The organism is Peribacillus sp. NPDC097198, assembly GCF_044762055.1.
In the GTDB taxonomy this organism is placed as follows: Bacteria; Bacillota; Bacilli; order Bacillales; family DSM-1321; genus Peribacillus.
Genome location: NZ_JBIWDO010000003.1, coordinates 206,472 through 219,294 on the forward strand (window position 1 = coordinate 206,472; position 12,823 = coordinate 219,294).

The 12,823-nt window shown below is 41.7% G+C and carries 14 protein-coding genes; 13 read left to right on the forward strand and 1 reads right to left on the reverse strand.

Annotated elements, in window-relative coordinates; translation table 11 throughout:
* The first annotated feature begins 49 nt into the window (after positions 1–49).
* The 10 genes from def (at position 50) to spoVM (ending at position 9,214) form a co-directional block, all read left to right on the forward strand.
* Positions 50–535 carry a peptide deformylase gene (gene def / locus ACIQXQ_RS06480; protein WP_402868238.1) on the forward strand — a complete coding sequence of 162 codons (486 nt, stop codon included), beginning with the start codon at positions 50–52 and terminating at the stop codon, positions 533–535.
* Positions 532–1,491, forward strand: a complete 960-nt coding sequence (gene fmt, locus ACIQXQ_RS06485; protein WP_402956243.1) for a methionyl-tRNA formyltransferase — start codon at positions 532–534, stop codon at positions 1,489–1,491. Before def ends, fmt begins: the two co-directional genes overlap by 4 nt.
* Positions 1,478–2,830 carry a 16S rRNA (cytosine(967)-C(5))-methyltransferase RsmB gene (gene rsmB / locus ACIQXQ_RS06490; RefSeq protein WP_402868242.1) on the forward strand — a complete coding sequence of 451 codons (1,353 nt, stop codon included), beginning with the start codon at positions 1,478–1,480 and terminating at the stop codon, positions 2,828–2,830. Before fmt ends, rsmB begins: the two co-directional genes overlap by 14 nt.
* Complete coding sequence (gene rlmN, locus ACIQXQ_RS06495) at positions 2,830–3,924, forward strand: dual-specificity RNA methyltransferase RlmN (RefSeq protein WP_402868244.1); 1,095 nt, start codon at positions 2,830–2,832, stop codon at positions 3,922–3,924. Before rsmB ends, rlmN begins: the two co-directional genes overlap by 1 nt.
* Before the next feature lie 4 nt (positions 3,925–3,928).
* Positions 3,929–4,678, forward strand: a complete 750-nt coding sequence (locus tag ACIQXQ_RS06500; protein ID WP_402956245.1) for a Stp1/IreP family PP2C-type Ser/Thr phosphatase — start codon at positions 3,929–3,931, stop codon at positions 4,676–4,678.
* A 5-nt stretch (positions 4,679–4,683) separates the two neighbouring features.
* A complete protein-coding gene (gene pknB / locus ACIQXQ_RS06505; protein WP_402956247.1) occupies positions 4,684–6,702 on the forward strand; it encodes a Stk1 family PASTA domain-containing Ser/Thr kinase in 2,019 nt (672 codons plus the stop codon).
* A 25-nt stretch (positions 6,703–6,727) separates the two neighbouring features.
* Positions 6,728–7,609: a ribosome small subunit-dependent GTPase A gene (gene rsgA / locus ACIQXQ_RS06510; protein WP_402956249.1), complete on the forward strand. Its 882-nt coding sequence runs from the start codon at positions 6,728–6,730 to the stop codon at positions 7,607–7,609.
* Between the two features lies 1 nt (position 7,610).
* A complete protein-coding gene (gene rpe, locus ACIQXQ_RS06515) occupies positions 7,611–8,258 on the forward strand; it encodes a ribulose-phosphate 3-epimerase (RefSeq protein WP_402956252.1) in 648 nt (215 codons plus the stop codon).
* A gap of 101 nt (positions 8,259–8,359) precedes the next feature.
* A complete protein-coding gene (locus ACIQXQ_RS06520; protein ID WP_402956255.1) occupies positions 8,360–9,013 on the forward strand; it encodes a thiamine diphosphokinase in 654 nt (217 codons plus the stop codon).
* A gap of 120 nt (positions 9,014–9,133) precedes the next feature.
* Complete coding sequence (gene spoVM / locus ACIQXQ_RS06525; protein ID WP_034313769.1) at positions 9,134–9,214, forward strand: stage V sporulation protein SpoVM; 81 nt, start codon at positions 9,134–9,136, stop codon at positions 9,212–9,214.
* A gap of 201 nt (positions 9,215–9,415) precedes the next feature.
* On the opposite strand, the gene rpmB is transcribed toward spoVM, so the two are convergent.
* Entirely contained in the window at positions 9,416–9,604 is a 189-nt protein-coding gene (gene rpmB, locus ACIQXQ_RS06530; RefSeq protein WP_402868250.1) for a 50S ribosomal protein L28, read from the reverse strand.
* 251 nt (positions 9,605–9,855) lie between these two features.
* Here rpmB and ACIQXQ_RS06535 point away from each other — a divergent pair, with 251 nt between their 5' ends.
* From ACIQXQ_RS06535 to sdaAB, 3 genes are all read left to right on the forward strand, one after another.
* Positions 9,856–10,218 carry an Asp23/Gls24 family envelope stress response protein gene (locus ACIQXQ_RS06535; protein ID WP_402868253.1) on the forward strand — a complete coding sequence of 121 codons (363 nt, stop codon included), beginning with the start codon at positions 9,856–9,858 and terminating at the stop codon, positions 10,216–10,218.
* A gap of 18 nt (positions 10,219–10,236) precedes the next feature.
* The gene (locus tag ACIQXQ_RS06540) at positions 10,237–11,907 is read left to right on the forward strand and encodes a DAK2 domain-containing protein (RefSeq protein WP_402868254.1); all 1,671 of its coding nucleotides are present in this window, start codon (positions 10,237–10,239) and stop codon (positions 11,905–11,907) included.
* 238 nt (positions 11,908–12,145) lie between these two features.
* A complete protein-coding gene (sdaAB, locus tag ACIQXQ_RS06545; protein ID WP_402868255.1) occupies positions 12,146–12,808 on the forward strand; it encodes an L-serine ammonia-lyase, iron-sulfur-dependent subunit beta in 663 nt (220 codons plus the stop codon).
* The last annotated feature ends 15 nt before the right edge of the window (positions 12,809–12,823 follow it).

Genomic DNA, 12,823 nt, shown 5'->3' on the forward strand with positions numbered 1-12,823 from the left:
TTTTTATATAGTAAGTTTTGTTTTTTATATTAGGAGGGTACTTTTCGCTTTGACTATTTTACCGATTGTCATGTTTCCTGAAAAAATTTTACAACAAAAATGCGCTAAAATAACAAGTTTTGATAAAAAATTGGCAAAGCTGTTAAATAATATGTACGAAACGATGGTTGAAGCGGATGGAGTAGGTCTTGCAGCCCCACAAGTGGGCGTGAAAAAACAAGTCGCCGTCGTAGAGATAGAGGAAGGATCAGGTGTCATTGAATTGATCAATCCGGAAGTGCTGGAAGTCGAGGGAGAACAGACAGGCGTTGAAGGCTGTCTAAGTTTTCCAGACCTATATGGGGAAGTGTCCCGTCCATACCGTGTCAAAGTGCGTGCACAGGACAGGAAGGGGAATTTTTTCGAAATAGAAGCTGAAGGTTTCCTGGCTAGGGCCATCCAGCATGAAATGGATCATTTGCAAGGGGTGCTATTTACAAGTAAAGTGTCCCGATATATTACAGAGGAAGAGTTAGAAAGGTTTGAAGAAAAATGACAAAAATTATTTTTATGGGGACGCCGGACTTTTCAGTACCGGTGCTTAAGCGAATCATTGACGAGGGGTATGAAGTGATTGCTGTCGTCACTCAGCCGGATCGTCCGGTTGGCAGGAAAAGAGTCTTGACTCCACCACCGGTTAAAGTTGAAGCAATCAAACAAGGGATACCCGTTTACCAGCCAGAGAAAATCCGTGAAAAAGAAGAATTGGAAAAGATCATCCGTTTAAAACCGGACTTAGTGGTGACGGCGGCATTCGGACAAATTCTTCCTAATGAGTTATTGGAAGCTCCTAAATTTGGCTGTATTAATGTACATGCCTCTTTACTACCTGAACTACGTGGCGGAGCGCCTATTCACTACTCCATCATACAAGGTAAAGAAAAGACGGGAATCACCATCATGTATATGGCTGAGAAATTAGATGCCGGAGATATTTTAACTCAGGCAGAAGTGGTCATTGAAGAACTAGATAATGTCGGTACGATGCATGATAAGTTGAGTAAGGTCGGTGCGGATTTACTTGCGGACACATTGCCGAAGTTATTGAATGGTGAGCTATCCCCAATTAAGCAAGACGAGGAAAAGGCAACTTTTGCTCCCAACATTAAACGAACAGAGGAAAAAATCGACTGGTCGAAAACGGGAGAGATCATCTATAATCATGTCCGCGGCTTGAATCCTTGGCCTGTTGCCTATACACTCGTAAACGGGTCTGTCCTGAAAATCTGGCAGACAAAGAAAGTTAAAGGGAACGCTCAAACAAGCCCCGGAACGATCATTGAGGTGCTTGATGAAGGAATGGTCGTGGCGACTGGAAATGAAACGGCGATTCTCATCACCGAACTACAACCATCAGGTAAGAAAAAAATGCCAGCGAAGAATTACTTGATTGGTGCGGGTTCATTCATTAAAGCAGGTATAAAGTTAGGAGAAACTAATGACACAAACTAAAAAGGGAGTACGCGATATTGCTCTCGACATCTTGGAATCTGTAGAGAAAAATCAATCTTATAGCAACCTGTTACTTAATAATTTGATTAAAAAGCATCAATTGTCTGCAGTGGATAGTGGATTGTTAACAGAAATCAGCTACGGAACGATCCAGCGGAAGATGACATTGGATTACTATCTACAGCCATATATAAAAAATCCTAAAAAAACGCAAAGCTGGGTCATTAACCTTCTTAGGCTTTCCGTATACCAAATGGTTTATTTAGATAAAGTGCCAGATCATGCGATTATTTTCGAAGCTGTCGAGATATCGAAAAAACGCGGGCATAAAGGAACGCAGTCAATGGTCAATGGGGTGCTCCGCAATATCCAAAGAAATGGTGTTGCATCTTTTGATGATATCAAGGACGACCGTGAACGCCTATCAATTGAAGTGAGTCATCCATTATGGTTGATAAACCGTTGGGTTGAGCAATATGGGTATGAGAAAACAAAGGAAATGTGTGAAATTAACTTAATGGCTCCGTTACAGACGGGACGAGTTAACTTGAAACAGATTTCCCGCAGTGAATTAATCAGTATTTTGACTGAAGAGGGATATGATGTGGAAGCCAGTGAATTCGTGCCGGAATCCATTATCAGTTACAAAGGGAACCTGGCACATTCCGAAAGCTATAAATTAGGTCTTCTTTCCATTCAGGACGAAAGTTCGATGCTGGTCGCCCATGCGCTTGGTGCACATGATAACGATGCAGTTTTGGACTGTTGCGCAGCGCCAGGAGGCAAGTCAATGCATATTGCCGAAGGTCTGACGACGGGGCAGGTATATGCTCTTGACCTTCATGAACATAAAGTTAAGCTCATCAAGGAACAGGCAGAGCGACTAAAGTTAAGGAACAACATTAAGACGCAGGTCTTAGATAGCAGACACGTTCAGGAACACTTCAATAAAGAAGGGTTTGACAGAATCCTGATAGATGCTCCTTGCTCCGGATTAGGCGTCATGCGTCGTAAGCCTGATGTGAAGTATACAAAAACAAATAATGATATAATGAAACTTTCAAACATACAGAAACAATTATTGGAAGCAGCTGCTCCGCTCCTGAAACAAGGTGGACAGTTAGTATATAGTACATGCACAGTGGACAAAGAAGAAAATGACAGAGTAGCAGCGACGTTCTTGGAACAACATCCGGAGTTCGAAAGCGATACAACATTGTCTGAAAGAATGCCCGAAAGTGTTCAACCATTTGTTGAAGGTCATACCTTGCAAGTGTTCCCGCAATATTTTAGCAGTGACGGTTTCTTTATTGCGAGTTTTAGAAAGAAGGTGCTGTAATGGCAGAGATTACGAAATCATCAAGAGTGAGAAAAGACACAACACCAGAAAAACCATCGATTTATTCGTTGGAGCTTCATCAAATTAAAGAATGGTTGGTTGAAAACGGTGAGAAAGCTTTCCGTGCGGACCAAGTTTATGACTGGCTTTATAAAAAACGCGTTTCAAGTTTTGAGGATATGTCTAACCTATCTAAGACATTGCGTGATAAATTGGAAGATCAATTCACTTTCACGACGTTAAAGACATTGATCCAACAAACATCCAATGATGGAACGATGAAGTTCTTATTTGAATTGCATGATGGGTACTCAATTGAAACCGTATTAATGCGCCATGAATATGGGAATTCCATCTGTGTAACGACACAGGTAGGCTGTAGAATCGGTTGCACATTCTGTGCATCGACGCTTGGTGGTTTAAAACGTAATCTTGAATCAGGGGAAATCGTTGCCCAGGTCGTCAAGGTCCAACAAGCACTTGATGAAGTTGAAGAACGCGTTAGCTCGGTCGTTATCATGGGAATCGGCGAACCATTCGATAACTATGATAATATGATGTCTTTCCTTAAAAATATCAACCATGAAAAAGGGTTGAACATCGGTGCTCGCCATATCACCGTTTCGACTAGTGGGATCATTCCTAAAATCTATAAATTTGCCGAAGAAAGCATGCAAATCAATTTTGCTGTATCACTTCACGCGCCGAACACTGAGTTGAGAAGTAAATTGATGCCGATAAATAAGGCTTATAAGCTTCCTGACTTGATTGAAGCCATCAAATACTACACGGAAAAAACAGGACGCCGTGTCAGCTTTGAATATGGTCTATTCGGTGGAGAAAATGACTCAGTAGAGCACGCTGAAGAACTGGCCGATTTAATAGAAGACATCAAGTGCCATGTCAATTTAATTCCGGTTAACTATGTACCGGAACGCAACTATGTACGTACACCTCGGGATAAGATTTTTGAGTTTGAAAAAACATTGAAAAAACGTGGCATTAATGTAACAATTCGAAGAGAACAAGGCAGTGACATTGACGCAGCCTGTGGCCAGCTTCGGGCTAAGGAGCGTAAAGAAGAGACGAGGTGACCCTATGAGGGCAATATTCAAGACTGACCGTGGGAAAGTCCGCCAACATAATGAAGATAATGGGGGAGTTTTTAGTAATCCGGAAGGCGTACGCCTTGCCATCGTTGCAGATGGCATGGGCGGCCACCGTGCCGGGGATGTAGCGAGTGGGATGACGATTGACCTTTTGAAGGAAAGATGGGAAGAGTCAAGTGGTATTGAGACGGCAAATGATGCTGAAAATTGGTTGGAAACACAGATCCTCCTTGTCAATCAATTGCTTTTTGAACATGCCGAAGCGAACCTGGAATGTAAGGGCATGGGTACAACCATTGTTGCGGCAATATGCACAGATAAATTTGCAACCATCGCAAACATCGGGGACAGCCGGTGTTATTTGTATAACGAAAGCGGATTCAAGCAGGTCACGGAAGACCATTCGCTTGTTAATGAGCTGGTTCGTTCTGGTCAGATCACGAAGGAAGACGCTGAGCATCATCCAAGGAAAAATGTGTTGTTGCGTGCATTGGGCACTGAACTGCAAGTGGAAATGGACATTACGACAGTCATTTTCGAAGAGCAGGATATGCTTTTGCTTTGCTCTGATGGCTTAACGAATAAAGTAAGTGAAGTGGAACTCGAAGAAATGGTTAACAATGGACATTCACTTGAAGAAAAGGCACAGTCGTTAATAGAAATGGCCAATAACTATGGTGGAGAAGATAATATCACCCTTGTGCTTGTTCAATTTATTGATGAAAGCGAAAGCAGGTGAACTCAATGTTGATTGGTAGAAGGATCAACGGCCGTTATAAACTGATCGAGATGGTCGGTGGTGGCGGTATGGCGAATGTTTACCTTGCAAGAGATATGATTTTGGACCGTGATGTTGCCTTGAAGATCCTGAGGATGGATTTTAATAATGACGATGAATTCATTAAACGCTTTAATCGGGAAGCGCAATCAGCAACGAGTCTTGCCCATCCGAATATTGTCAGTATCTATGATGTCGGAGAAGAAAATGATATCTACTATATCGTCATGGAATATGTGGACGGGTTTACTTTAAAGCAATACATACAAAAATACTATCCAATTCCGGTTGAAAAAGCCTTAGATATCATGAAGCAAATTACGGCTGCCATCTCCCATGCCCACCATAACGGAATCATCCATAGGGACATCAAGCCTCAGAATATCCTGATTGATAAAGAAGGAACCGTTAAAATCACTGATTTTGGAATTGCCCTTGCTCTAAGTGCCACGAATATAACCCAGACAAATGCAGTTTTAGGTTCTGTTCATTACTTGTCTCCAGAACAGGCAAGAGGCGGTATGGCCAATAAGAAATCGGATATCTATTCTCTGGGTATCGTGATGTTTGAGATTTTAACTGGCAGGCTCCCTTTTTCAGGTGAATCTGCAGTTTCCATTGCGTTAAAGCATCTCCAGTCGGAAACCCCATCGCCAAAGCGTTGGAATCCTGATATACCGCAAAGTGTGGAAAATATTATTCTAAAAGCAACGGCAAAAGATTCATATTATCGTTATGAAAGCGTCGATTCAATGGAAGATGACATTCGAACTTCGCTTGATCCAGAGCGCTTAAATGAATTGCCTTTTGTCATTCCGGAAGATCATGATGCAACAAAAGCCATCCCCATCATCACGAATGACCAGCTGTCAAGTATAGATGAGACAATCATAAGAGGACCGGAAAAAAATGCGAGCGTAGTTGAACAAGATGAACAAAGTGATGAGCCAGCTACAACGACTAAGCTTAAAAAGAAACAGAAAAAACAAAAAACGAAATCGAAGCAAAAAAGTAATCGGCGCATAAAATGGCCCGCGATTTTAGTTACCATCTTTTTGGTTTTAGCGGTGGTTGCCATTTTATCCATTACCGTTTTTCCATCCATGCTTGGCACTAAAGAAGTGACCGTCCCTGACTTAAAAGGGGAAGAGCTGGATGATGCCATTTCTACCTTGGTGGAATTAGGACTTGTCACGGGGGACACGATTGAGATTAATGATGAAGAGGTCGAAAAAGGTCTCGTCATCAAGACCAACCCTAAAGAAGGTAAGCTGGTCAAAGAAGGCGCTAAAATAGATATCTATCAAAGCATTGGTAAAGAAACGATTACATTGTCTAGCTATGAAGGAAGAAAGTATGATGATATCGAGAGTATGCTCAATAAGATGGGCTTCAAGGACGTTGCAGTGACAGAGGTATTTGATGAAAGCGAGCCGGGGACGATCATTGATCAAGATCCTTCAGGAGGCTTTGAAGTCATTGCTTCGGAAACGGAGCTCGAACTCATGGTCAGTAAGGGTGCCGATCGATTAACATTAAAGAACCTAACGGGTTTCAATGAGACGGCTTTGAATGATTACTCCAATGAAAGTGGAATAAAAATTGCCGTCGAAAAAAAGGTGTATACGGACTCAGTGGCCGAGGGACTTGTTATTTCGCAGGAACCTGCACCATCTACTAAAGTGGACAAGGGAAGTACGGTAAGCGTGGTCCTTTCAAAAGGGAAAGAAGAGATTCCACCAAAGACGGTGACAGAGGAAATCACGATCGAATATGACCCTGTAGAGCCCGGTAAACCACAGCAAGTTCAAATCTTCATTGAAGACATCAATAATAGCATGACAGAGCCCTATGATACTTTTTCGCTCTTGGAAACTGAAGAAAAAGAGATCAAATTCTTGGTGTCCAAAGATAAGAAAGCCGGATATAAAGTCATGCGTGACGGACAGGTGATAAAGGAAAAAACCATCACTTATCCGGAATGAATTTAATCAAATTAGGAGTGTGGCTATGCCCGAAGGAAAAATCATTAAAGCCTTAAGCGGCTTTTATTATGTTTTAGATGGAGAAGAAGTATTCCAATGCCGGGGTCGAGGCGTTTTTCGTAAAAATAAGGTAACGCCCCTTGTTGGTGATTACGTTGTATATCAGGCTGATAATAAGACGGACGGAACGGTAACGGAGGTCAAGCCACGAAAGAATGAATTGGTTCGTCCACCGATAGCGAATGTCGATCAGGCCATTCTTGTTTTTTCAGCAGTCGAACCCGAGTTCAGTCCAGCTCTGCTTGATCGATTCCTGGTCCTCATTGAACATAATGAGATCGAGCCCATTATTGTCGTGACCAAAATGGACTTGGTAACGGAAGATAAAAAAGAGAAATTGTCTCAGCATATCAAGGACTATCAGAAGTTAGGCTATACAGTGCTGGAAACTTCTTCGATAACCACAGGAGGCGTCAATCAGCTTATTCCTTTAATAGAAGGGAAAACCAGTGTGTTTGCCGGTCAATCCGGAGTGGGGAAATCCTCGTTGTTGAATGCGATAAACCCGAGCTTGGCCCTAAAGACAGACGACATTTCATCTCATTTGGGACGCGGAAAGCATACCACACGTCATGTGGAACTGATTCACATGGGCACTGGCCTCGTCGCGGATACGCCTGGATTCAGTTCACTTGAATTCACGGAAATGGAAGCAGAACGTCTATCGTATTGTTTTCCTGAGATGCATAAGCTTGGTGAGGACTGCAAGTTCAGGGCCTGCCTCCATGACAAGGAACCGAAGTGCGCTGTGAAAGAAGCGGTAGAAACCGGGGTAATCCCACAATATAGGTACGAACATTATATGCAATTTTTAGAGGAAATAAGAGATAGAAAGCCGAGGTATTAGTATGGTTAAAATTGCACCATCCATATTATCAGCTGATTTCGCAAAGCTGGGAGAAGAAATCTTGGATGTTGAGAGGGGAGGGGCCGACTATATCCATGTAGACGTTATGGATGGCCATTTCGTGCCTAACATCACAATTGGTTCATTGATTGTCGATGCTATCAGACCGGTGACGAAACTCCCTCTAGACGTCCATTTGATGATTGAACGTCCAGATGCCTATATCGAGGCGTTTGCCAAAGCAGGGGCCGACTATATCACTGTCCATGTAGAAGCGTGTACGCACCTACACCGCACGATTCAATTGATAAAGTCCTTTGGTGTTAAAGCGGGGGTAGTCCTCAATCCGGCCACTCCAGCATCCGTGATTCAACCGATTATCGAAGATATAGATATGGTTTTATTGATGACCGTCAATCCAGGATTTGGGGGGCAAAAGTTCATCGCTTCTGTACTGCCAAAAATTTCCGAAGTGAAGGCGATGGCTGATTTGTACAATCCCAATCTTGAAATTGAAGTAGATGGCGGGGTAAATGAAGAAACGGCCAAAGTTTGTATTGAACGGGGAGCAACGGTACTTGTCGCCGGGTCAGCCATATATAACCAGGAAGATCGCCAGGCAGCGATTCAGAGAATTCGTGGAAATTAAAAAGAGAGAAAGCCGACATTATCGTATCTATACTACGATGATGATCGGCTTTTTTAAAACAATCAGACATGTAAAGAATCTTAAGAATAGGGTGGCGGAATATGAAAATAAGCATTATGGCTGGAGGCCCAAAGGATTTGTGGCCTGATTTAACGACTTATAAAGAGAGTACTGACTTGTGGGTTGGGGTCGATCGAGGTGTTTGGTCCTTACTTGAAAATGACATTGTTCCTCAGTGTGGGTTTGGCGATTTCGATTCCGTATCCGAAGAGGAATGGTCTAAGATTCAAAAAAGGATGGAGAATATTCATCTTTACCCTCCTGAGAAGGATGAAACCGATTTGGAAATTGCATTTAAATGGGCAATGGAGCAGCAGCCAAATGAAATACATATTCTAGGTGCAACAGGAGGGCGGCTGGACCATTTTCTCGGCAATATCCAATTATTGCAGAAAGATAGCATCCTGCCTTATCACAAGGATATTGATATGTATATAGTCGATTGTCAGAATAGCTTAACCGTGAAGACGCCAGGATCCTACCCCTTGACCTTGGATGAAGAGAGGAAGTATATTTCCCTGCTTCCGGTAACCGAAGAAATCACCGGCATTACACTCTTGGGGTTTAAGTATCCACTTGTTGATGCAAAGCTTGAATTGGGCTCCACACTCTGTGTCAGCAATGAACTAATTTCTGATTGTGGGAATGTTTCATTTGAGGAAGGCATATTAATGGTGATAAGAAGCAGAGATTAAAATTCATGCTTAGAGCAGATTCGGATATACTTTTCATCCTATATCCGCTTAAAAGCTTATGTTGTAATAGAAAAGTTCCACTTCATCTTAAATTTGTGGGATGTAAAGAGGAGGGGCATTATGAAATTTTATACAATTAAATTGCCAAAAGTTCTGGGCAGTTTGGTAAGGGCCATGCTCGGAGCGTTTAAAAAAGGCTAATAAAACATATTTACGTGACACCTTCTATAAAGGGGGTGTTATTTTTTGGTTTGGCTGGGGACAATAAAAAGAAACGATAGGTTGGACAGGCTTTTAATGAGTGATGATCTTTCTGAAAGAATCAGATTGTCCAATCATCACCCATTATAAAAGCGGCAGCCATTTTCAAATAAAAAGGCATCCTTAGAGGATGCCGTAACATTATACGCGTTCTACTTTGCCCGATTTAAGAGCTCTTGCAGAAACGTATACACGTTTAGGTTTACCGTCAACTAAAATACGTACTTTTTGAAGGTTAGCGCCGAATGTACGCTTGCTAGCGTTCATTGCGTGAGAGCGGCTGTTACCAGAACGGGTTTTTCTTCCAGTGATTACACATTTACGTGCCATGTCAAATTCCCTCCTAACTACAACAAGCTTAAGTTTACGAAGTTGTCTTAAGTCTTTGTGAAATACTTTAATAATTTATCACACCTACCGTGAGAATGCAATACTTCAGTTAATTACTTTCAAGAAAAAAACCTTGACATACCCCCTTTAAAATTGAATTATATTAAGTACCGTATGACATTTACTTTTAAAACAATAGACATTATAGTAAAATGTCTTTAGTTGAGTTAGTTTTGGGAGGGAAAAAGAAAATGTCTATCGAATTACAAACGAAATATGGACAAATTGATATCTCTAATGATGTAATCGCTACTGTAGCCGGTGGTGCTGCTATTGATTGCTACGGAATAATAGGAATGGCTTCCAAAAAACAATTTAAAGACGGCATTGCCGAAATACTAAGAAAAGAAAACTTTACTAAGGGTGTAATAGTCCGACAAGATGAGGAAGAAGTTCATATCGATATGTATATTATCGTTAGTTATGGAACGAAAATCTCGGAAGTTGCACATAATGTGCAATCAAAGGTAAAATACACTCTGGACAAAACTGTTGGATTAGCTGTAGATTCTGTAAACATTTTTGTACAGGGAGTTCGTGTTACGAACCCTTAAGTATAGGAGGAAAGTTTTGTGTCAATTACAAGTTTAAATGGAAAGCGCTTTGCTGAAATGATCATCCAGGGAGCTAATCATTTAGCAGCCAACGCCCAAATGGTCGATGCATTGAACGTTTTCCCGGTTCCAGATGGAGATACAGGAACAAATATGAATTTATCTATGACTTCCGGCGCTAAGGAAGTACAAAATAATGTACAAGAACATATCGGAAAAGTGGGTACTTCTCTTTCAAGAGGTCTATTGATGGGGGCTCGAGGTAATTCTGGAGTAATCCTTTCACAGCTTTTCCGTGGTTTTGCAAAATCTATCGAAAATAAAGCGGTCATCAATAGTGAAGAATTCGCCCATGCTTTTGAGGCGGGTGTACAAACCGCTTATAAAGCCGTTATGAAGCCTGTTGAAGGCACCATTTTAACAGTCGCGAAGGATGCAGCCAAGCAAGCGGTTTCATCTGCTGCCAAGCATCAGGACCTTATCCAGGTAATGGAGGATATTGTCACTGAGGCAAATGCATCTTTAAAAAGGACACCTGATTTACTTCCTGTATTGAAAGAAGTCGGTGTGGTCGATAGCGGTGGACAAGGGTTGGTTTTCGTTTATGAAGGATTCCTAGCAGAATTGAAGGGTGAAGCTTTACCCGTTCGTTCAGCCAATGGCCCAAGCATGGATGATATGGTGAGTGCTGAACATCACATTAACGTACAAGGACACATTAATACGGAAGATATCGTGTTTGGTTATTGTACGGAATTCATGGTCCGGTTGGAAAAGGATAAGCCAGCTGCCCAATCGTTCAATGAAGAGAAGTTCCGGAATGATTTAAGTGAATTTGGAGATTCATTATTAGTCATCTCTGATGATGAAATAGTTAAAGTACATATTCACTCTGAACAACCTGGTAATTGCCTTAATTATGGTCAGACATACGGTAGTCTTATTAAGTTGAAAGTTGATAATATGCGTGAACAGCATACAGCTATAGTCGGCGAAACTAAAACGCCACTTCAAACAAAACCGAAAGCCAAGGATAAATATGGTGTCGTTTCTGTGGCGATGGGTGCCGGTATCAGCGAGCTTTTCAAAAGCATCGGTGCAAAATCAGTCATTGAAGGCGGACAAACGATGAATCCTAGTACTGAAGACATTGTGAAAGCAGTTGAAGAAGCCCATGCAGAAAAAGTAATCATTCTGCCTAATAATAAAAATATTATTATGGCTGCCAATCAAGCTGCTGATGTCCTTGGGGATAACGTGATGGTCGTTCCTGCCAAAACTGTACCGCAGGGAATGGCAGCATTGCTTGCTTTCAACCCTTCATTGGATATTACAGAGAACCAAAAGGTGATGACCGATGCTCTTTCTCATGTTAAAACAGGTCAAATCACATATGCTGTAAGGAATACAAGCATTGATGGTCTTTCAATCGAGAAGGGCGACTTCATGGGTATTGATGAAGGCACCATCAAAGTGAAAAATAAAGACAAGGCTCAGGCTGCAAAGGATCTTTTATCCAAAATGATTGACGAAGATTCCGAGATCTTGACCATTCTTTATGGTGAAGATGCAACTTCAGAAGAAGTGGATGAGCTTGTCGCGTTTTGTGAAGAAACATTTGAAGATGTTGAAGTTGAAGTCCATAACGGTAAACAGCCGTTATATGCTTTCATTTTCTCAATTGAATAAACTAAACCATCTACTTGGGTAAGATCACCTGATCGTCTTTTTCCCTTTAATAGATGTGATATAGAAGTCTCGATAAAAAGTAATAAACTGCATAGGTCATTAGGCTATGCAGTTTATTTTTGCGGACTAAAGGTTATAAAACAGCATGCATGCAGGAACTGTGACCAATCAGAAGATAACCTCTAGCGTTTTTCTTTAGGTTCTTAAAGTCCAGCGCGTAATGAAGGAGGAATAGAACGTGAAATATAGGAGTGTATTTGATATTATCGGTCCCGTTATGATTGGACCTTCGAGCTCACATACAGCCGGAGCTGCGAGAATAGGCAGGGTGGCAAGGAATCTATTCAACAAAGAACCGAAATGGGCCCGTATTTCTTTTTATGGGTCTTTTGCAAAGACCCATAAAGGTCATGGGACGGATGTGGCCATTGTAGGGGGACTACTTGATTTTGATACTTTTGATGAGAGAATCAAAGAATCTCTTGATATAGCCCGTCAAAAGAACATGGACATTGCCTTCCAAGAAGAAGAGGCCGTTCCGGAACACCCGAATACTGTGAAGATAACGGTTGGTGATGATGCGGATGAACTGGAGCTCGTTGGGATATCGATTGGAGGTGGCAAAATCGAAATAATCGAATTGAATGAATTCAAATTAAGGCTTTCGGGTCACAACCCAGCCATACTTGTCGTTCATGATGACCGTTTCGGAGCTATTGCCAATGTCTCTAACGTTTTGGCCAAGCATCAAATTAATATAGGACAGATGGAAGTATCACGAAAAGAAAAGGGAAAGATGGCACTTATGACCATCGAAGTGGATGTGAATATAGAAGAGCAAGTCATCGATGAAATTTCGAAATTGCCTCATATCACCAAGGTCGCAAGGATTGTCGACTGAGTTACTTGAGGCAAC